This window comes from Clostridium saccharobutylicum DSM 13864, assembly GCF_000473995.1.
GTDB lineage: Bacteria > Bacillota > Clostridia > Clostridiales > Clostridiaceae > Clostridium > Clostridium saccharobutylicum.
In genome coordinates this window covers 4,905,001-4,927,500 of record NC_022571.1, presented here as the reverse complement: position 1 = coordinate 4,927,500, position 22,500 = coordinate 4,905,001, and the positions used below count along the sequence as shown (strand labels likewise).

The 22,500-nt window shown below is 35.3% G+C and carries 9 protein-coding genes, 2 tRNA genes and 6 rRNA genes (2 of these 17 cut by a window edge); 16 read left to right on the top strand and 1 reads right to left on the bottom strand.

Annotated elements, in window-relative coordinates:
- The 15 genes from CLSA_RS21080 to CLSA_RS21010 all read left to right on the top strand — a co-directional run.
- A 23S ribosomal RNA gene (locus CLSA_RS21080) occupies positions 1 to 2,701 on the top strand; it begins 209 nt to the left of the window's first position.
- Positions 2,702 to 2,763: 62 nt separating this feature from the next.
- Positions 2,764 to 2,880 (top strand): 5S ribosomal RNA (gene rrf, locus CLSA_RS21075).
- A 435-nt stretch (positions 2,881 to 3,315) separates the two neighbouring features.
- Positions 3,316 to 5,736 (top strand): 1,4-alpha-glucan branching protein GlgB, encoded by a 2,421-nt coding sequence (gene glgB / locus CLSA_RS21070; RefSeq protein WP_022750644.1) that lies wholly within the window; start codon positions 3,316 to 3,318, stop codon positions 5,734 to 5,736.
- A 79-nt stretch (positions 5,737 to 5,815) separates the two neighbouring features.
- Positions 5,816 to 7,255 (top strand): glycogen synthase GlgA, encoded by a 1,440-nt coding sequence (glgA, locus tag CLSA_RS21065; protein WP_022750640.1) that lies wholly within the window; start codon positions 5,816 to 5,818, stop codon positions 7,253 to 7,255.
- Between the two features lie 24 nt (positions 7,256 to 7,279).
- On the top strand, positions 7,280 to 9,715 hold the full coding sequence (locus tag CLSA_RS21060) for a glycogen/starch/alpha-glucan phosphorylase (RefSeq protein WP_022750638.1): 2,436 nt from the start codon (positions 7,280 to 7,282) through the stop codon (positions 9,713 to 9,715).
- 13 nt (positions 9,716 to 9,728) lie between these two features.
- Entirely contained in the window at positions 9,729 to 11,555 is a 1,827-nt protein-coding gene (locus CLSA_RS21055) for a glycoside hydrolase family 13 protein (RefSeq protein WP_022750635.1), read from the top strand.
- A 144-nt stretch (positions 11,556 to 11,699) separates the two neighbouring features.
- A complete protein-coding gene (locus tag CLSA_RS21050) occupies positions 11,700 to 12,860 on the top strand; it encodes a glucose-1-phosphate adenylyltransferase (RefSeq protein ID WP_041716407.1) in 1,161 nt (386 codons plus the stop codon).
- A gap of 24 nt (positions 12,861 to 12,884) precedes the next feature.
- On the top strand, positions 12,885 to 13,991 hold the full coding sequence (gene glgD / locus CLSA_RS21045) for a glucose-1-phosphate adenylyltransferase subunit GlgD (protein WP_022750631.1): 1,107 nt from the start codon (positions 12,885 to 12,887) through the stop codon (positions 13,989 to 13,991).
- 631 nt (positions 13,992 to 14,622) lie between these two features.
- A 16S ribosomal RNA gene (locus CLSA_RS21040) occupies positions 14,623 to 16,135 on the top strand.
- Positions 16,136 to 16,411: 276 nt separating this feature from the next.
- Positions 16,412 to 19,321, top strand: a 23S ribosomal RNA gene (locus tag CLSA_RS21035).
- A 62-nt stretch (positions 19,322 to 19,383) separates the two neighbouring features.
- Positions 19,384 to 19,500 (top strand): 5S ribosomal RNA (gene rrf, locus CLSA_RS21030).
- A 7-nt stretch (positions 19,501 to 19,507) separates the two neighbouring features.
- Positions 19,508 to 19,583, top strand: a tRNA-Lys gene (locus CLSA_RS21025).
- Between the two features lie 413 nt (positions 19,584 to 19,996).
- On the top strand, positions 19,997 to 20,944 hold the full coding sequence (locus CLSA_RS21020; protein ID WP_022750629.1) for an L-lactate dehydrogenase: 948 nt from the start codon (positions 19,997 to 19,999) through the stop codon (positions 20,942 to 20,944).
- 176 nt (positions 20,945 to 21,120) lie between these two features.
- Positions 21,121 to 21,237 (top strand): 5S ribosomal RNA (rrf, locus tag CLSA_RS21015).
- The 16S, 23S and 5S rRNA genes sit together here with 2 tRNA genes alongside, the layout of an rRNA operon.
- A 5-nt stretch (positions 21,238 to 21,242) precedes the next feature.
- Positions 21,243 to 21,318 (top strand) — tRNA-Lys (locus tag CLSA_RS21010).
- A 209-nt stretch (positions 21,319 to 21,527) separates the two neighbouring features.
- Here the strand turns inward: CLSA_RS21010 and CLSA_RS21005 are convergent.
- A complete protein-coding gene (locus CLSA_RS21005) occupies positions 21,528 to 22,277 on the bottom strand; it encodes a signal peptidase II (RefSeq protein ID WP_022750626.1) in 750 nt (249 codons plus the stop codon).
- 209 nt (positions 22,278 to 22,486) lie between these two features.
- Between CLSA_RS21005 and CLSA_RS21000 the strand changes: the two genes are divergently transcribed.
- On the top strand, positions 22,487 to 22,500 hold the start of the coding sequence (locus tag CLSA_RS21000; protein ID WP_022750623.1) for a pyruvate, water dikinase regulatory protein. It continues 796 nt past the right edge of the window; the window shows 14 of its 810 coding nt (coding positions 1–14); the start codon lies at positions 22,487 to 22,489; the stop codon falls past the right edge of the window.

The window sequence follows — 22,500 nt, the reverse complement described above, 5'->3', positions numbered from 1 at the left end:
TGGAGGAAGAGAAAGAAAAATCGATTTTCTTAGTAGCGGCGAGCGAAAAGGAAAGAGCCCAAACCAGAGATTTATCTCTGGGGTTGCGGACAGAACATAACGAGAAATCATAGTTAACCGAACACAACTGGAAAGTTGGACCGCAGGGGGTAATAGTCCCGTAAGTGAAAATTATGATAATCAGTTCTGCACCAGAGTACCACGAGACACGTGAAACCTTGTGGGAAGCAGGGAGGACCACCTCCCAAGGCTAAATACTACCTGATGACCGATAGTGAAGCAGTACCGTGAGGGAAAGGTGAAAAGAACCCCGGGAGGGGAGTGAAATAGAACCTGAAACCATGTGCCTACAACCGATCAAAGCACCTTATGTGTGTGATGATGTGCTTTTTGTAGAACGAGCCAACGAGTTACGGTATGTAGCGAGGTTAAGTACTTAAGGTACGGAGCCGAAGGGAAACCGAGTCTTAATAGGGCGACTAGTTGCATGCTGTAGACCCGAAACCGGGTGACCTATCCATGGCCAGGTTGAAGCGAGGGTAAAACCTCGTGGAGGACCGAACCACGTTGCTGTTGAAAAAGCATGGGATGAGCTGTGGATAGCGGAGAAATTCCAATCGAACTCGGATATAGCTGGTTCTCCTCGAAATAGCTTTAGGGCTAGCGTCGGAAAATGTGAGTAGTGGAGGTAGAGCACTGAATAGGCTAGGGGGCATAGCGCTTACCGAACCTTATCAAACTCCGAATGCCATATACTATCAGTCCGGCAGTCAGACTATGAAAGATAAGTTCCATGGTCAAAAGGGAAACAGCCCAGATCGTCAGCTAAGGTCCCAAAGTGTAAGTTAAGTGGAAAAGGATGTGGGATTTCTAAGACAACTAGGATGTTGGCTTAGAAGCAGCCACTCATTAAAAGAGTGCGTAATAGCTCACTAGTCAAGAGATCCTGCGCCGAAAATGTCCGGGGCTCAAACTTACCACCGAAGCTACGGGTTCACAATTTATTGTGAGCGGTAGAGGAGCGTCGTAATCGGGCTGAAGTCGTACCGAAAGGAGCGGTGGACTGATTACGAGTGAGAATGTTGGCATTAGTAGCGAGATGTAGGTGAGAATCCTACAGGCCGAATATCTAAGGTTTCCTGAGTAAAGTTTGTCTTCTCAGGGTTAGTCGGGACCTAAGGCGAGGCCGAAAGGCGTAGTCGATGGACAATTGGTTGATATTCCAATACCACTATAATCGTTATTATCGATGGTGTGACGGAGAAGGATAGGATGTGCTAACTATTGGATGTTAGTCTAAGCGTTTAGGGAGTTAGGATAGGCAAATCCGTTCTAACAATTCTGAGGCGTGATGGGGAAGGTTCCACGGAACCGAAGTATCTGATTCCATGCTTCCAAGAAAAGCATCTAGAGAGAGAAGTAGTGCCCGTACCGCAAACCGACACAGGTAGATGAGGAGAGAATCCTAAGGCCGACGGAAGAATTGCAGTTAAGGAACTAGGCAAATTGACCCCGTAACTTCGGGAGAAGGGGTGCCTGCTTTACGGCAGGCCGCAGAGAATAGGCACAAGCAACTGTTTAACAAAAACACAGGTCTCTGCTAAAGCGAAAGCTGATGTATAGGGGCTGACGCCTGCCCGGTGCTGGAAGGTTAAGGGGAACACTTAGCGCAAGCGAAGGTGTGAACTTAAGCCCCAGTAAACGGCGGCCGTAACTATAACGGTCCTAAGGTAGCGAAATTCCTTGTCAGGTAAGTTCTGACCCGCACGAATGGCGTAATGACTTGTGCACTGTCTCAACTGCAAATCCGGCGAAGTTGTAGTGCGAGTGAAGATGCTCGCTACCCGCGATTGGACGGAAAGACCCCGTAGAGCTTTACTGTAGCTTAGCATTGAATTTCGGTATTGTCTGTACAGGATAGGTGGGAGACTGGGAAACTAGGGCGTCAGCCTTAGTGGAGTCGTTGTTGGGATACCACCCTGATAGTATTGAAATTCTAACTGGATGCCATGAAACTGGTGACAGGACATTGTTAGGTGGGCAGTTTGACTGGGGCGGTCGCCTCCTAAAATGTAACGGAGGCGCCCAAAGGTTCCCTCAGAACGGTCGGAAATCGTTCGAAGAGTGCAAAGGCAGAAGGGAGCCTGACTGCGACACCTACAAGTGGAGCAGGGACGAAAGTCGGGCTTAGTGATCCGGTGGTACCTCGTGGGAGGGCCATCGCTCAACGGATAAAAGCTACCTCGGGGATAACAGGCTGATCTCCCCCAAGAGTTCACATCGACGGGGAGGTTTGGCACCTCGATGTCGGCTCGTCGCATCCTGGGGCTGAAGTAGGTCCCAAGGGTTGGGCTGTTCGCCCATTAAAGCGGCACGCGAGCTGGGTTCAGAACGTCGTGAGACAGTTCGGTCCCTATCCGTCGCGGGCGTAGGAAATTTGAGAGGAGCTGTCCTTAGTACGAGAGGACCGGGATGGACTGACCTATGGTGTACCAGTTGTTTCGCCAGAAGCATAGCTGGGTAGCTAAGTCGGGAAGGGATAAACGCTGAAAGCATCTAAGTGTGAAGCCCACCTCAAGATGAGATTTCCCATAGCATAAGCTAGTAAGACCCCTTGAAGACTACAAGGTTGATAGGTCAGAGGTGTAAGTGCGGCAACGTATTTAGCTGACTGATACTAATAGGTCGAGGGCTTGACCAATATAATCAAGTTGTAATACATTAAGAACTGTGTGCAATTTTGAAAGAGCAAAACTTTCAAAATCTCGTGGTGATGGCATAGAGGTAACACTCCTTCCCATTCCGAACAGGACAGTTAAGGTCTATAGCGCCGATGGTACTGCATGGGAGACTGTGTGGAAGAGTAGGACGTCGCGAGGTAAGCATAAACGATAGTTATAATAACTATCGTTTTTTTTTAGGTTAAATTTCTTTAATAATTAGAATAGATATAATTTTTTCGGAAATAATTTCATAAATATTACATTTTATCAATTTTTTGTGATATAATTAGTATTCAGTGGAATTTTAAGTACTAATTATAGATATATTAAAGTCTATATTAATACATACTATATGTAGTAAATATGATAATTTGTATATATTATACTTTTATTACAAAAATATAATATAATATATTTAAAAATAAAGTTGACTAATAAAAAAAATATAAAATATAGAAAAATAAGTGAAATGTACTACAAAATTTGGTAATATATATAGAGGGATAAAAATTAGTAAAAATTTTTCCAGTAGAAAGCAGATGATATTAAAAAATTATGAGAGGGATACAAATATGGATGGGGGTAAGAGTGAATGCAAGATAAACCTAATAAAAGCAATAACGTCAATATAGAAGAAAGTATAGGAGTTGAAGACAATACGAATAAGGCAATAGAACAAGAAAAGAAAAAAATTGCTAAAAAAGGTACTTCGACTATTGCAAAAGCAAAGTCCACAAGAAAATCAAGTAAATCACAGGAAAAAATAGAACCCAAAGATGTAATAACTTTAGATATAGATAAAACAGTGGATGGAACAGAGAATGAAAAAGATAATAAAGCTGTTGCATCTAAAACTAAAGCTACAAGGAAAACAACTTCAAAATCTTCAACCAAAACAACTAAATCAGTTGCAACTAAAACAACCACTAGGAGTAGAAAAAATAAATCAACTACTAGTAGTTCAAAAAAATCAGAATCAAGTAAAGATAAAACTAAAGTTATAGCAAAGGATAGTCTACAAGTTAAAACTGAACAAATAAAAAATAAATTTGACAACGTTGCGAAACAAGTGGATAAGACAGATTTGACTAATTTTAACACATATTTATTTCATAAAGGAAATAATTATGAATCATATAATATATTAGGATCCCATGTTAAAACTGAAAATAAACATAAAGGCGTGCAATTTGCTACATGGGCACCTAATGCTATGGAAGTATATGTTGTTGGAGACTTTAATGAATTTGAGGTACGAGATGAATATAAACTTGAGAAAATAACAGAGAATGGATTGTGGAATGGATTTTTTACTAGAGCTAAACAAGGAGATAAATATAAATACTGCATAGTTGGACAAGATGGTCAAATGGGTGAATATAAAGCAGATCCATATGCAATCTGCACTGAATTAAGACCTGGAAATGCTTCAATAATATATGAACCGGAAAATTATAAGTGGAATGATAAATCATGGGTAGATAAAAGAAACAAAGCAAATGTTCTTGAACAACCTTTAAATATTTATGAAATGCACTTAGGATCTTGGAAAACAAATAATGAAGGTGGATTTCTTACTTATGAAGAAATTAGTGAGGAATTACCTGGATATTTAAAAGAAATGGGATATACTCATGTAGAAATTATGCCATTAGTTGAACATCCATTAGATGCATCTTGGGGATATCAAGGAACAGGATATTATTCACCAACAAGTAGATATGGAAAACTTGAAGGTCTTAAAATATTAGTAGATAAATTACATGAAGCTAATATAGGCGTAATAATGGATTGGGCACCAGGACATTTTTGTAAAGATGCACATGGTTTATATAAATTTGATGGTAGTGCAACTTATGAATATCAAGAAGAATGGAGAGCTGAAAATAAAGGTTGGGGAACTTGCAATTTTGATTTAGGTAGATGTGAAGTTAAAAGTTATTTAATATCAAATGCGCTATATTGGTTTAGGGAATTTCACGTTGATGGATTAAGAGTGGATGCTGTATCAAGTATCTTATATTTAGATTATAGTAGGAAACAAGGTGAATGGGTACCAAATAAATATGGTGGAAACGGAAGCCTAGAAGCTATAGAATTCTTAAAAGAATTAAATGCAGCTGTTTTTGCAGAGTATCCTACAGCACTTATGATCGCTGAAGAGTCAACATCATGGCCTAATGTAACTAAGCCACCTGTTCATGATGGATTAGGTTTTAATCTAAAATGGAATATGGGATGGATGAATGATACGTTAGAATATATTGAAATAGATCCTAAATATAGAAAAGATAATCATAGAAATATAACATTTGCAATGATGTATAATTATGCTGAAAATTATGTGTTGCCTCTTTCACATGATGAAGTAGTTCATGGAAAAAAATCATTAGTGGAAAAAATGTGGGGAGATGAATGGAACAAGTTTGCAGGGCTTCGTACATTCATAGGATATATGATGGGACATCCAGGCAAAAAGTTACTATTTATGGGGAATGAATTTGCACAAAGAATAGAGTGGAGAGAATACGAATCATTGCAATGGAATTTAATTAATGAATTAGAAATTCATAAGCAAACACAATTATTTTTCAAAGATTTAAATCATTTGTATCTTAATAATAAAGCATTTTGGGAACTTGATCATGATTATAAAGGATTTAATTGGATTGAGGCTGATAACAGTGAACAAAGTGTACTTATATTTGCTAGAAGAAGTAGAAATGATGATGATACATTAATTTTTATAATAAACTTTACTTCTACAGTTTATTATGATTATCAAATCGGAGTTCCATTCTTAGGAACTTATGAAGAATTGTTTAATACTGATGATAGTAAATATGGTGGCTCAGGTCAAGTAATGGGAACTGAGTTAGTGGCTGAAAAAGAGGGATTCCAAAATCAACCATATTCTTTAAAGATAAAAGTACCACCAATGGCTACTTTAATATTAAAAATAAAAGAGATTGAAAATGAAAAAGAATTTGATGAACTAAAAATTGATGAATAAATCTATAAGTATTGTGAATTGCTTGGTAATTCATAGAATTATGGATATATTAGTTAACTAGGTTAAGGGGGATAAGAAAATGAGAGTTTTATTTGTAGCATCAGAGGCAAGTCCATTTATTAAAAGTGGTGGACTTGGAGATGTTGCAGGAGCATTACCAAAAGCACTTGCACAAAAAGGTGTAGATATAAGAGTAGTGATACCAAAGTATAAGGAACTAAATTGGGAAGTAAAAGATAAACTAAGATTTAATAAATGGTTTAATGTTAAAGTTGGATGGAGAGATCAATTCTGTGGAGTATGGGAATGTTTCTATAATGGAGTAACTTATTATGTTTTGGATAATGAGAGATACTTTAATAGAGATGAAATATATGGATTTTATGATGATGGAGAAAGGTTTGCATTTTTTGATAGAGCAGTGCTTGATATGCTAAAACAAGTAGATTGGCAGCCAGATTTGATTCATTGTAATGATTGGCAGACAGGAATGCTTCCAGTATTACTAAAATTTCAATATAAGAGAAATGATATGTTCTATTGGAATATGAAATGTGTATATTCAATTCATAATATAGCATTTCAAGGAATTTTTGATCCAACAATATTACCTGAATTATTTGATTTTGATATGGAACTTTATGATAATACATGTTTGAAATTTGATGAAGGTGTAAGCTTTATGAAAGGGGGATTATATTATTCAGATATAATAACTACTGTAAGTAATTCTTATGCAGCAGAGATACAAACATCAGAGTATGGTCAAAGGTTAGACGGTGTTCTAAGGGATAGATCATATGCATTAAGAGGAATTGTTAATGGAATAGATTATGATGAATTTAATCCTAAAACAGATAGGTTTATATATAAAAATTATGATGTAAACTCAATTAAAAATAAAGTTGTGAATAAAACTAGTTTGCAACAAGAATTGGGTTTAGCTGTTGATGAAAATATTCCAATGATAGCTATGGTAACAAGATTAACACATCAAAAAGGACTTGATTTGTTAGTAGATATTTCAGATAGATTATTACAACAAAATGTTCAGTTAGTTATATTAGGTACTGGAGATAGTCATTATGAGGATCATTTTAAATGGCTAGACTATAAATATGGAAATAAAGTATCTGCGAATATTAGATTTGATAATGCTTTAGCAAATAAGATTTATGCAGCATCTGATATGTTTTTAATGCCTTCACTTTTTGAACCATGTGGACTTGGACAATTGATAGCGTTGAGATATGGATCTATTCCTATTGTAAGAGAAACTGGTGGATTAAAAGATACAGTCACAGCATATAATGAGTATACTTGGGAAGGCAATGGATTTAGTTTTACAAATTACAATGCCGATGAGTTATACAATATATTGCAATATGCATTGTGGATATATCAAGATAAAAAACGATGGAACAACCTTATTGAACATGCGATGAATTCTGATAATAGTTGGAATAGGTCAGCTCAAATATATTTAGATATGTATAGGGAATTGACACATCAATATTAGTAGCAAAAATGGGGAGGGACATTAATGCTTGAAATGGATAAAAAGTCATTTAAAAAGGCTTATGTTAATAAGTTTTTGGAAATGCATGGAGTTGAGTTAAAAGAGGGCAACAATCAACAAAAGTATGAAGCATTAGGAAGTTTAGTAAGAGATTATGTTACTAGAATATGGTTGAAGACTAATAAGAAATATAATAAAACTGGAGAGAAACAAGTTTATTATTTTTCTATGGAATTTTTATTAGGAAGATTATTAGGAGATGCATTATTAAATTTAGGAATAAGGGATATTTGTAGAGAAGCACTATTAGATTTGAATATAAAATTGGAAGATTTAGAAAACTTGGAACAGGATCAAGGGTTAGGTAATGGAGGTCTTGGAAGACTTGCAGCTTGTTTCTTAGATTCAATGGCTTCACTTGATATCCCAGGAAACGGATGTGGAATAAGATATAAATACGGATTCTTTGAACAAAAAATTATTGATGGTAAACAAGTTGAGGTATCTGATGCTTGGTTAAAGGAAGGTAATGTATGGGAGAAGAGGAAAGCTGAAAAAGCTGAAATTGTTAGATTTGGTGGAGAAATAAATGTAAGTGAAGTTGATGGAAACTTAAAGTTTACTCATGTGAATTTTGAACCAGTGTTAGCTGTTCCGTATGATACTCCAATTGTGGGATATGAAAATGAGATCGCGAATACACTTAGGCTATGGAGTGCAGAAGCTGTTTCAAATGAGTTTGATTTTTCATCATTTAATAGAGGTGATTTTCTTCAAGCTATAAAATATAAAAATTCTGTTGAGTCAATTTCTCAAGTATTGTATCCAGAGGATTCATTTTATGAAGGAAAAATGCTTAGATTAAAACAACAATATTTCTTTGTTTCTGCTGGTGTTCAAAGTATTATAAGACACTTTAAAAAACATGGAGGAAATATTGAATTATTAGATGAAAAGGTGGCAATTCATATTAATGATACTCATCCTACTTTAGCTATACCAGAATTAATGAGAATTCTAGTAGATGAAGAAAACTTGGAATGGAATACAGCATGGAGAATAACTACTAATACGATATCTTATACAAATCATACAATTTTAGCAGAGGCACTAGAAAAATGGTCAGTTGATATGTTTCAGAAGTTACTTCCAAGAATATATATGATAGTTCAAGAAATAAATGAAAGATATTGTAAGGAGCTTTGGAACAAGTATCCAGGTAACTGGGATAAAATATCTAGGATGTCTATAATTTCAGATGGAAAAATAAAAATGGCTCATTTGGCAGTTGTTGGAAGTCATAGCGTAAATGGAGTAGCAAAGCTTCATACTGAAATATTAAAGAAAAAAGAAATGAGTGATTTTTATTATTTATATCCTAATAAATTTAATAATAAAACAAATGGAATTACTCATAGAAGATGGCTTTTAAAGAGTAATCCTGAACTTACAAAATTATTAAAGGATACAATTGGTGATAGCTTTATAAGGCATCCAATCGATTTAAAAAGTTTTGAAAATCATTTGTATAATGAAGTTGTCTTAGAGCAATTAGGAAAGATAAAGAAATTTAATAAAGAAAGACTAGCCAGCACTATATTGAAGAATGATAATATAAGAGTAGATCCTAATTCAATATTTGATGTTCAGGTTAAGAGAATACATGCTTATAAGAGGCAAATACTAAATTGTTTAAGAATAATGGATTTATATAATAAATTAATTGATAATCCCAATTATGATATTGTGCCTAGAACATTTATATTTGGGGGAAAAGCTGCACCAGGTTATTATTTAGCTAAGAATACTATTGAATTAATTAATTGTGTAGCAAGAAAAATAAATAATGACTCTAGAGTGAATGATAAGATAAAAGTAGTATTTATGCAAAATTATAGAGTTTCATTAGCAGAGCAAATAATTCCAGGAACAGATGTAAGCGAACAAATTTCCACAACTACTAAGGAAGCTTCAGGAACCTCAAATATGAAATTTATGATGAATGGCGCTATAACAGTAGCTACATTGGATGGAGCTAATATTGAAATAAAAGATGAAGTTACAGATGATAATATAGTGATTTTCGGATTAACTGCAGATGAAGTGCTTAGCTATTATCAAAATGGAGGATATAAATCTGTTGATATATATAATAGTGATCAAAGAGTAAAAAGAATAATTGATGATTTAGTAAATGGAAAATATCACAATGACAAAAATAAGTTTAAAAGCATTTATGAAAATCTGATAACTTATAATGATGAATTTTTCGTTTTAAAAGATTTTGATTCGTATTTAAAGGCTCAGGATAAGGTTGATACTCTTTATAGAGATGGTAATAAATGGCAAAAAATGTGTGGAGTTAATATTGCACATTCAGGGATATTCTCATCTGACAGAACAATTCAGGAATATGCAACAGGGATTTGGGGATCACAGGTAATTTATAAGAATCTATAGGAGGATTAATTTAATGAACGGTATACAGGTAGTACATGACTCACAAAACCTAAAATTCAGAAAACCTTTTGGAGCAGTAGAAGTTGGTCAAAAGGTTAAGCTATCAATCAATATAGATAAAGAATTGATAGTAGCAATAGAATTAATACAGTTTGATGGTACTAGATTAAATATAGGAATGGAAAAAGAGTATTTAAACAATGGCGAATTTAAATATTCTGTAGAAATTGATACATCTGATGCTTGGGGAATGTTAGAGTATTATTTTATTTTAATAGATGGATATGATAGGCTGTATTATGGCAACAATGATGAACGATTAGGTGGAATTGGTCAGATATATAACTATAATCCTGTTCCGTATCAAATAACAATATATGAAAGATCGAATATACCTGAGTGGTATAAAGAAGGAGTAATATACCAAGTATTTGTAGATAGATTCTATAATGGAAATGATGATAAGAGTGTAAATTCTCCAAAGAAAAATTCCTTCATATATGGAAGATGGTCTGATACTCCTATGTATATAAAAGATATGACAGGGAGAATTATAAGATGGGATTTTTATGGTGGAAATTTAAAAGGCATAATAAAAAAACTAGAGTATATACAATCTCTAGGAATAAGCATAATACAATTAAGTCCTATATTTAAATCCTCTAGCTGTCATAAATATGATGCAGGAGATTTTAAAGTTATAGATGAGATGTTTGGCACAGAGGATGAGTTTCAAGAATTATGTAAAATAGCAGAAAGTAAAGGCATAAAGATAATTTTAGATGTTGTATTTAGTTATACTAGTTCTGATAGTAAATATTTTAATAAACTTGGCAATTACAATAGCATTGGTGCATATCAATCACCTAATTCTAAATATCATGATTGGTATAAATTTTCTAGGTATCCATGTCAGTATGAATCATGGTGGGGGATAGAAGAAAGACCTAATGTAAATGTAATGAATGAAGAGTATATAGATTATATTATAAGTAGTGAAAATTCTGTTATACAAAAGTGGATGGAACTTGGAGCTAGCGGCTGGAAGTTAAATGTTATAGATGAACTCCCAGATGAATTTATAGAATTGATAAGAAAAAGGATACAGAATATTAGTAATAATACTGTACTTTTAGGAGACGTTTGGGATGATGCTTCTAATAAAGTAAGCTACTCTAAAAGAAGAAAATATTTAATGGGAAAAGAAATACATGCTGCTACAAATTATCCATTAAGAGAGAGTTTAATAAATTTTATTAAGGGTTATATAAAATCAAATAAATTTAAGAGAAAGATAATGTCTTTATATGAGAATTATCCAAGAGAAATATTTTACGGAAATATAAATATTATAGGTACAGGAGAAACAGAAAGAATTTTAACTGTGCTAGATGGAAATTTAGTATTGTTAAAATTAATGGTTGTTATTCAATTTGCATTACCAGGAGTACCTTTATTATATTATGGTGATGAGGCTGGTCTAAAAGGTGGAAAGGAACCTAATAATAGAAAGAGTTTTCCATGGGGAAATGAAAATGAAGAACTTGTAGAGTTCTATAGAAGGATAATAGATATAAGAAATAAGGAAAATTCTTTAAAAAAAGGAGACTTAACGATTTTTGAAACACAATTAGATGTATTTGCATTTGAAAGAAATTATGAAAATGAGAAAGTTATAGTTTTAGTTAATGTTTCAAATAAATCAAAAGTTTTTAATGATATTAATCTAAATGGAACGTATATAAATTTATTTAATCCTATTGAAAAATATAAGTTTATAGGAAGTAACAGTGTCATAACTATTTTTCCAAATGATTTTAAAATATTACGAAAAGTTTGATTAATATGTAAATGATGAAAATATTGTATGTTATAGCGTATTAACATAAAAACAATATGTTAAGCATACTATTGAAATATATAAATAATAATATTCAAAGTTTTATCTAAATGAGAGTAATAACATATGAGAGGAGATAACATTATGGGTAAAAATGAAATCGTAGCTATGATATTAGCTGGAGGACAAGGATCAAGATTAGGGGTATTAACAAAGAAATTAGCAAAACCAGCAGTACCATTTGGAGGAAAATATAGAATCATAGATTTTCCTTTAAGCAATTGTTCAAATTCTGGAATATATACAGTAGGGGTATTAACTCAATACAAACCACTAGAATTAAATGCACATATTGGTATAGGTGAAGCTTGGGATTTAGATAGAAGTAAAGGTGGAGTAAGTATATTACCTCCATATCAAGAAGAAAAGGGTGGAGAATGGTATAAAGGAACAGCAAATGCTATTTATCAAAATATAGAATTTGTTGATAGATATGATCCTGAATATCTTTTGGTTTTATCGGGTGACCATATATATAAGATGGATTATACAAAGATGTTAGATTTCCATAAAGAAAAAAATGCAGAAGCAACTATTGCAGTAATAGAAGTTTCAATGGATGAAGCATCTCGTTTTGGAATAATGAATACTAGAGATGATTTATCAATATATGAATTTGAAGAGAAACCTAAAACTCCTAAAAACAATTTAGCATCTATGGGTATATATATATTTAACTGGAAGACTCTTAAAAAATATTTGAGAGAAGATGAATTAGATAAAACTTCGAAGAATGATTTTGGAATGAATATAATTCCAAGATTGCTTGGAGACGGAAACAAATTAGTTGCATATCCATTTAAGGGATACTGGAAGGATGTTGGAACTATTGATAGCTTATGGGAAGCTAATATGGATTTGATTAGAGAAGATAATGAGCTAGATTTACATGATGAGGATTGGAAGATATATTCAGTTAATCCAGTAAGACCTGCACAATATATAGGTGAAAATGCGAAAGTATCTAACTCTTTAATAGTTGAAGGATGTACTGTGAACGGTCAAATTGAAAATTCTATACTATTCCAGGGGGTACAAGTAGGAAAGAATTCAGTTATTAGAGATTCAATAATCATGACAGATGCAAAAATTGGAGATAATGTAGTTATAGAAAAAGCCATTGTTGGTAGTGGAGCTATTGTTAGAAAGGATTGCAAGATTTCTTTAGGCGATGAAATAGCTATCATAGCAGCAAAAGAAGAAGTAAAAATGGGTACAGTCATAGAAAACAATAAGGCTGTTTAGTGAATTGCTAAGGGGGAGAAAAAGATGAAAAATTGTATTGGTATAATTAACTTAGATGAAAATGAAAATAGAATGGGTGAATTGGTTGTAAATAGATCTCTTGCGTCAGTTCCAATTGCAGCTAGATATAGAGTTATCGACTTTGTGCTGTCTAATATGACAAATTCAGGCATTGAGTGCATAGGTATTTTCACAAAAAACAAATCAAGATCATTAATAGATCATTTAACAAATGGTAGACCATGGGATTTAAATAGAAAGAAAGATGGATTAAAAGTTTTTAATTTTGGAAATGATGATCCAGTTTTTGATGATGTTCATAATTTTGCAGAAAACATTCAATTTCTAAAAGTTAGTAGAAGAGAATATGTATTGTTAGCACCAAGCTATATGATTTGTAATATAGATTATAGTAATGTATTAGAATACCATAAAAGCACAGGAAAAGATGTTACAATGATATATAAAAAAGTAAACAATGCAGATGAAGCATTTGGAGATTGTGGAGTTTTAAATTTAGATGATTCGGGAAATGTTATAAGTGTAGGAGAAAATATAGGAAAGAATCCAAAAGCTAATATTAATATGGAAATGTATATATTAAAAACAGAATTATTTATTAATATTGTTAATGAATGTATAAGTACTGGTATGTATAGAAAAGTTAAAGAATATATTCATAATAATTTAAAAGATTTAAATGTAGGTGCGTATGAGTTTACAGGTCATTTAGATTGTATAAATTCAATTAAAGCTTTATACGATAGTAATGTTGGCTTTTTAAATAGAAAGATAAGTAAGGAAATATTCAATGAAGAAAGACCTATTTATACAAAGACTAAGGACGAAGCACCAACTCATTATGAAGATAAGAGCAACGTTATGAATTCAATAATAGCTAATGGCTGTAGAATTGAAGGTAGTGTTGAAAACTGTATAATAGGAAGAAGAGTATATATAGGTAAGAATACAAAACTTAAGGATTGTATAATAATGCAAAATAGTAAAATTAGCGATGATGCAGTATTAGATAATGTAATTGCAGACAAAGGTAGTGAAATAAGAAAAGGGGAAACTCTTATTGGTTCTGCTATGTATCCATTGGTTATTAAGAAGAGAAAAAGGGCATAAGTTTAATTAAATTTATAAATGAGTCACTACAAAACTAATTATGTTAGTTTTGTAGTGACTCATTTTTGTATAGATAAGAAATATGTTATGAAGAATTTGCATTAATTGTATAATTAAGTTATGATTTATTTTATATTTCAGATATTTGGATAGTTCTTGATTTAACCTAAAAAGGAGTATTGCTTCTAATTTAAAATTTAAGTATTTTATTAACTCACTTTTTATTGAGGAAGGTAAAATAATATATTAGTACGACTATTATTTTTATAGAAGATATTTCGAAAGGATTTTTGATTAGGATGTGACTATCATTTATTATGAATATTTAATTACAAAAACTATTGACATGATAAGTATAAAGTGATAAGATAAAAGACGTCGCAAAGAGACATAAACAATTTCAAGTAAGTTCAAAAAGGCCTTTGAAAAAGAGCTTTAAAGAAATGAAAAAAGTTGTTGACAGCCTCTAAGTCAAGTGATATACTAAGTAAGTCGCTTGAGGGTGACAGAAAAAAACAAAAAGTAACAACGAAAGTTGTGAAAGAAAATGGTCTTTGAAAATTGAACAGAATATAATAAATACATTTAAGTAAACCAGCAATTTTTATTTGAGTAAGCTAAGATTAAACTTTTTATTGAGAGTTTGATCCTGGCTCAGGACGAACGCTGGCGGCGTGCTTAACACATGCAAGTCGAGCGATGAAGCTTCTTCGGAAGTGGATTAGCGGCGGACGGGTGAGTAACACGTGGGTAACCTGCCTCATAGAGGGGAATAGCCTTCCGAAAGGAAGATTAATACCGCATAAGATTGTAATATCGCATGATATAGCAATTAAAGGAGCAATCCGCTATGAGATGGACCCGCGTCGCATTAGCTAGTTGGTGAGGTAACGGCTCACCAAGGCGACGATGCGTAGCCGACCTGAGAGGGTGATCGGCCACATTGGGACTGAGACACGGCCCAGACTCCTACGGGAGGCAGCAGTGGGGAATATTGCACAATGGGGGAAACCCTGATGCAGCAACGCCGCGTGAGTGATGACGGTCTTCGGATTGTAAAGCTCTGTCTTTAGGGACGATAATGACGGTACCTAAGGAGGAAGCCACGGCTAACTACGTGCCAGCAGCCGCGGTAATACGTAGGTGGCAAGCGTTGTCCGGATTTACTGGGCGTAAAGGGAGCGTAGGTGGATATTTAAGTGGGATGTGAAATACTCGGGCTTAACTTGGGTGCTGCATTCCAAACTGGATATCTAGAGTGCAGGAGAGGAAAGTAGAATTCCTAGTGTAGCGGTGAAATGCGTAGAGATTAGGAAGAATACCAGTGGCGAAGGCGACTTTCTGGACTGTAACTGACACTGAGGCTCGAAAGCGTGGGGAGCAAACAGGATTAGATACCCTGGTAGTCCACGCCGTAAACGATGAATACTAGGTGTGGGGGTTGTCATGACCTCCGTGCCGCCGCTAACGCATTAAGTATTCCGCCTGGGGAGTACGGTCGCAAGATTAAAACTCAAAGGAATTGACGGGGGCCCGCACAAGCAGCGGAGCATGTGGTTTAATTCGAAGCAACGCGAAGAACCTTACCTAGACTTGACATCTCCTGAATTACTCTGTAATAGAGGAAGCCCTTCGGGGCAGGAAGACAGGTGGTGCATGGTTGTCGTCAGCTCGTGTCGTGAGATGTTGGGTTAAGTCCCGCAACGAGCGCAACCCTTATTGTTAGTTGCTACCATTAAGTTGAGCACTCTAGCGAGACTGCCCGGGTTAACCGGGAGGAAGGTGGGGATGACGTCAAATCATCATGCCCCTTATGTCTAGGGCTACACACGTGCTACAATGGCTGGTACAGAGAGATGCTAAACCGTGAGGTGGAGCCAAACTTTAAAACCAGTCTCAGTTCGGATTGTAGGCTGAAACTCGCCTACATGAAGCTGGAGTTGCTAGTAATCGCGAATCAGAATGTCGCGGTGAATACGTTCCCGGGCCTTGTACACACCGCCCGTCACACCATGAGAGTTGGCAATACCCAAAGTTCGTGAGCTAACGCGTAAGCGAGGCAGCGACCTAAGGTAGGGTCAGCGATTGGGGTGAAGTCGTAACAAGGTAGCCGTAGGAGAACCTGCGGCTGGATCACCTCCTTTCTATGGAGAAATCTAGATCAGCATGATGTCTGACTAGTATAGATACAATTATGTATCAAAATTTAAATACTTACTCGACAGATTACTTAAATGTTGCTTATATTCTGTTCAATTTTGAAAGACTATGTCTTTCAAAAAAATTTTCCCTAAAAATAAGGGAATGTATGTTCTTTGAAAATTGCACATAGATTAATGTATATAAAATACAACAAAGCCAAGAAATATATTCTTTGTGAATGATTAATATAACCAGTTTTGTACTAACAAAACTTAAAAGGTCAAGCTACAAAGGGCGCATGGTGAATGCCTTGGCATCAGGAGCCGATGAAGGACGCGATAAGCTGCGATAAGCTTCGGGTAGACGCACATAGTCAGAGATCCGAAGATTTCCGAATGAGGAAACTCACATGGGAAACCCCATGTATCATAAAGTGAATACATAGCTTTATGAAGGTAAACCCAGGGAACTGAAACATCTAAGTACCTGGAGGAAGAGAAAGAAAAATCGATTTTCTTAGTAGCGGCGAGCGAAAAGGAAAGAGCCCAAACCAGAGATTTATCTCTGGGGTTGCGGACAGAACATAACGAGAAATCATGGTTAACTGAACACAACTGGAAAGTTGGACCGCAGGGGGTAATAGTCCCGTAAGTGAAAATTATGATAATCAGTTCTGCACCAGAGTACCACGAGACACGTGAAACCTTGTGGGAAGCAGGGAGGACCACCTCCCAAGGCTAAATACTACCTGATGACCGATAGTGAAGCAGTACCGTGAGGGAAAGGTGAAAAGAACCCCGGGAGGGGAGTGAAATAGAACCTGAAACCATGTGCCTACAACCGATCAAAGCACCTTATGTGTGTGATGATGTGCTTTTTGTAGAACGAGCCAACGAGTTACGGTATGTAGCGAGGTTAAGTACTTAAGGTACGGAGCCGAAGGGAAACCGAGTCTTAATAGGGCGACTAGTTGCATGCTGTAGACCCGAAACCGGGTGACCTATCCATGGCCAGGTTGAAGCGAGGGTAAAACCTCGTGGAGGACCGAACCACGTTGCTGTTGAAAAAGCATGGGATGAGCTGTGGATAGCGGAGAAATTCCAATCGAACTCGGATATAGCTGGTTCTCCTCGAAATAGCTTTAGGGCTAGCGTCGGAAAATGTGAGTAGTGGAGGTAGAGCACTGAATAGGCTAGGGGGCATAGCGCTTACCGAACCTTATCAAACTCCGAATGCCATATACTATCAGTCCGGCAGTCAGACTATGAAAGATAAGTTCCATGGTCAAAAGGGAAACAGCCCAGATCGTCAGCTAAGGTCCCAAAGTGTAAGTTAAGTGGAAAAGGATGTGGGATTTCTAAGACAACTAGGATGTTGGCTTAGAAGCAGCCACTCATTAAAAGAGTGCGTAATAGCTCACTAGTCAAGAGATCCTGCGCCGAAAATGTCCGGGGCTCAAACTTACCACCGAAGCTACGGGTTCACAATTTATTGTGAGCGGTAGAGGAGCGTCGTAATCGGGCTGAAGTCGTACCGAAAGGAGCGGTGGACTGATTACGAGTGAGAATGTTGGCATTAGTAGCGAGATGTAGGTGAGAATCCTACAGGCCGAATATCTAAGGTTTCCTGAGTAAAGTTTGTCTTCTCAGGGTTAGTCGGGACCTAAGGCGAGGCCGAAAGGCGTAGTCGATGGACAATTGGTTGATATTCCAATACCACTATAATCGTTATTATCGATGGTGTGACGGAGAAGGATAGGATGTGCTAACTATTGGATGTTAGTCTAAGCGTTTAGGGAGTTAGGATAGGCAAATCCGTTCTAACAATTCTGAGGCGTGATGGGGAAGGTTCTACGGAACCGAAGTATCTGATTCCATGCTTCCAAGAAAAGCATCTAGAGAGAGAAGTAGTGCCCGTACCGCAAACCGACACAGGTAGATGAGGAGAGAATCCTAAGGCCGACGGAAGAATTGCAGTTAAGGAACTAGGCAAATTGACCCCGTAACTTCGGGAGAAGGGGTGCCTGCTTTACGGCAGGCCGCAGAGAATAGGCACAAGCAACTGTTTAACAAAAACACAGGTCTCTGCTAAAGCGAAAGCTGATGTATAGGGGCTGACGCCTGCCCGGTGCTGGAAGGTTAAGGGGAACACTTAGCGTAAGCGAAGGTGTGAACTTAAGCCCCAGTAAACGGCGGCCGTAACTATAACGGTCCTAAGGTAGCGAAATTCCTTGTCAGGTAAGTTCTGACCCGCACGAATGGCGTAATGACTTGTGCACTGTCTCAACTGCAAATCCGGCGAAGTTGTAGTGCGAGTGAAGATGCTCGCTACCCGCGATTGGACGGAAAGACCCCGTAGAGCTTTACTGTAGCTTAGCATTGAATTTCGGTATTGTCTGTACAGGATAGGTGGGAGACTGGGAAACTAGGGCGTCAGCCTTAGTGGAGTCGTTGTTGGGATACCACCCTGATAGTATTGAAATTCTAACTGGATGCCATGAAACTGGTGACAGGACATTGTTAGGTGGGCAGTTTGACTGGGGCGGTCGCCTCCTAAAATGTAACGGAGGCGCCCAAAGGTTCCCTCAGAACGGTCGGAAATCGTTCGAAGAGTGCAAAGGCAGAAGGGAGCCTGACTGCGACACCTACAAGTGGAGCAGGGACGAAAGTCGGGCTTAGTGATCCGGTGGTACCTCGTGGGAGGGCCATCGCTCAACGGATAAAAGCTACCTCGGGGATAACAGGCTGATCTCCCCCAAGAGTTCACATCGACGGGGAGGTTTGGCACCTCGATGTCGGCTCGTCGCATCCTGGGGCTGAAGTAGGTCCCAAGGGTTGGGCTGTTCGCCCATTAAAGCGGCACGCGAGCTGGGTTCAGAACGTCGTGAGACAGTTCGGTCCCTATCCGTCGCGGGCGTAGGAAATTTGAGAGGAGCTGTCCTTAGTACGAGAGGACCGGGATGGACTGACCTATGGTGTACCAGTTGTTTCGCCAGAAGCATAGCTGGGTAGCTAAGTCGGGAAGGGATAAACGCTGAAAGCATCTAAGTGTGAAGCCCACCTCAAGATGAGATTTCCCATAGCATAAGCTAGTAAGACCCCTTGAAGACTACAAGGTTGATAGGTCAGAGGTGTAAGTGCGGCAACGTATTTAGCTGACTGATACTAATAGGTCGAGGGCTTGACCAATATAATCAAGTTGTAATACATTAAGAACTGTGTGCAATTTTGAAAGAGCAAAACTTTCAAAATCTCGTGGTGATGGCATAGAGGTAACACTCCTTCCCATTCCGAACAGGACAGTTAAGGTCTATAGCGCCAATGGTACTGCATGGGAGACTGTGTGGAAGAGTAGGACGTCGCGAGGTGAAATATGCGTGATTAGCTCAGTTGGTAGAGCACCTGACTCTTAATCAGGGTGTCCAGGGTTCGAATCCCTGATGACGCACCAAATTAAAAGCTACTGAAATATTTTCAGTAGCTTTAATTTTTTGTATAGTTTTATAAATATTTGAAATTAAATCTAAATAATGTTTCTTTTTATTAAAAGTTATTTATTATAAATTCAATGAATAATTGATAGTGTTAATTATAGATTATTAAATTTATTATATATATGTTTTAAATAAATGAACTTAAAAATTATTCACAACTTTTAAGAAGTTATCCACAAAAAAGTGTATATAATATAAGAAAATTGTTAATTATTTTATATTATATTTATAAATTAAGTTTATATATAAAGTTGAAGTATGGATATACTTCCATATATAATATAAAAATTGAAACGTAAATTTATGCATAAATAATACAATTAAAATAATCATTTATAACTTTAATAATTATAGAAAAGGGGCACTATATATGAGTTTAAAAAAAAGTAAAGTTGCAATCGTAGGAACAGGCTTAGTTGGATCTAGTACAGCATTTAGCTTAATAACACAAGGTGTTTGTGATGAAATATTAATGATTGACATAAATAAGGAAAAAGCACTTGGAGAAGTGATGGATTTAAATCATTGTATTGAATATTTAAACAGAAATACTAAAGTTGTTGTAGGAAGTTACGATCAATGTTCAGATGTAGACATAGTTGTAATTACTGCAGGAGCGCCACCAAAACCGGGTCAAAGTAGGTTAGATACATTGGAGTTATCGGCTAAGATAGTAGAATCTATAGTAAATCCAATTATGAAGAGTGGCTTTAATGGTTATTTTGTTGTTATTTCAAATCCAGTAGATATAATTGCATATCATGTATATAAAATATCAGGATTACCTAAAAGTCATGTTATAGGTACAGGAACAGCGATAGATTCTGCTAGATTAAAAAATTTTATAGGGGATTTATTAAATGTAGACCCTCGTAGTGTTCAAGGATATTCAATGGGAGAACATGGTGATTCACAAATGGTTCCATGGTCTCATGTAACAGTTGGTGGAAAATCATTTTTTGAAATATTGAAGGATAATCAAAAAAGGGTTGGGAATGTGGATTTGGATAAATTAGTTCTTGACACTGCTAGAGCTGGATGGGAAGTTTACAATAGAAAAGGAACAACTTATTATGGTATAGCAGCGGCTACAGTAGGAATAATTAAAGCAATAATGTACAATGAAAATAAAATAATACCAGTTTCAACTTTGTTAGAAGGTGAATATGGAGAAAATGATATATTTTGTGGAGTGCCAGTAGTTTTAAATGCTGATGGAGTTAAAGAAGTTGTGGAAATACACATGGCAGACGATGAATTAGATAAATTTAAAAAATCAGTACAATTAATCAGAGAATACACTGAAAAAATAAAATAAAATTTATTTTTTAAATAAGTGTTGACATAATAGATAATAGTATGTATAATAATATCTTGTTGAGACCAATATTCGACAAGATGTTATTACATATTTGTTTTAGAATGTAATAGATGTTGAATGAATTTCGATATTAATCTTAATTGAGGTTTTAATCTAATTGGAAAATATAAATATCTCGTGGTGATGGCATAGAGGTAACACTCCTTCCCATTCCGAACAGGACAGTTAAGGTCTATAGCGCCGATGGTACTGCATGGGAGACTGTGTGGAAGAGTAGGACGTCGCGAGGTAAGATGGTTTACTAGCTCAGTCGGTAGAGCACATGACTTTTAATCATGGTGTCCCGGGTTCGATTCCCGGGTAAGCCACCAATTATATAAAAGTAATTTTAATTGAAAACTTGCTTAGTATTTATATATAGAACTTTTGCTTATGGTAAAGGTTCTTTTTATTTTATGATTAAGGATTTTATCTATTTTAATACAACATATTAAAAATTTAAGTAATAAATAAACCTACTATTAAAATTTCAAGTTAATTTTAATAGTAGGTTTATATTTATTTATGAAGATATTTTATTCTAAAGAGAGTTAAGTTTGTTAAATATATCATTCTTAATAAATAACAAAAACTTGGCTAAACTTTGAAGATCTTCTTTAAATGAGGAACTTTCTTCAGAAGACATATATCCATTATTAAATAATGTTAGTGCAAAGAAGAGTATACCTAGATTAATATATAAATCTTTTATATCAGCAATGAATAGATTACAAATTCCTATAAAATCTAAACTACCGCCATAAAAAACTTTATCGATTAATGAACATAGAGCACCACATATTACAAATATAAAACACATATCAGCCCAAAAATCTTTATTTCCTTTATGCAAATAATATCTATATACCTCAATAAAAATAAAGAGTGCTATAACATTCAAAAGTATTAGAAGTGGAAAACTAACGGATGTACCAAATCTTGCATTCAACCAAGATCCATCAGTATTTATTATAGGTCTAAAATATAATAGATTAGATAGTATAGGAATATCTTTCTTAAACCATAATAGTTTTATTAATATTTTTATTCCTTGATCTATAAGAAGGAGCAAGCAAAATAAGAATAATAAGATGTTGAATTTAAAACCGCTTTCATGCTTAATTCCTATTTTGTAAATACATAAACCTACTAATGCGAAAAGTACAATAAGTATTATATTAAAGAAAAAAGTTTTAGAGTCGGTAATTCTTCCGGTAAAAAACTCAAATAAAATATATAAAATCCACATTAAGGGAAGAATACTTATAGTTAAAACTCCTTTGTTTTTCATTCAATTACCTCCAATCGTATTTGTAATAATATATCAAGTTTAACATAGGGGAAAAAAAAATTCACTACTATTTAAAATAACAAAAATAAATTAGAATAAAATAAAAAATAAGTATATAATATATTTATTATTAACATAATTTGTAAGAAGTATAATAAATAGATAATTAATCATGAAAATAAAGTTGTTAGAAAGAAGGTATAGATTTTATGTTAACAATCAT

Coding starts and splice junctions, on each gene's coding strand:
- glgB (WP_022750644.1), top strand. CDS start 3,316: ATGCAAGATAAACCTAATAAAAGCAATAACGTCAATATAGAAGAAAGT.
- glgA (WP_022750640.1), top strand. CDS start 5,816: ATGAGAGTTTTATTTGTAGCATCAGAGGCAAGTCCATTTATTAAAAGT.
- CLSA_RS21060 (WP_022750638.1), top strand. CDS start 7,280: ATGCTTGAAATGGATAAAAAGTCATTTAAAAAGGCTTATGTTAATAAG.
- CLSA_RS21055 (WP_022750635.1), top strand. CDS start 9,729: ATGAACGGTATACAGGTAGTACATGACTCACAAAACCTAAAATTCAGA.
- CLSA_RS21050 (WP_041716407.1), top strand. CDS start 11,700: ATGGGTAAAAATGAAATCGTAGCTATGATATTAGCTGGAGGACAAGGA.
- glgD (WP_022750631.1), top strand. CDS start 12,885: ATGAAAAATTGTATTGGTATAATTAACTTAGATGAAAATGAAAATAGA.
- CLSA_RS21020 (WP_022750629.1), top strand. CDS start 19,997: ATGAGTTTAAAAAAAAGTAAAGTTGCAATCGTAGGAACAGGCTTAGTT.
- CLSA_RS21005 (WP_022750626.1), bottom strand. CDS start 22,277: ATGAAAAACAAAGGAGTTTTAACTATAAGTATTCTTCCCTTAATGTGG.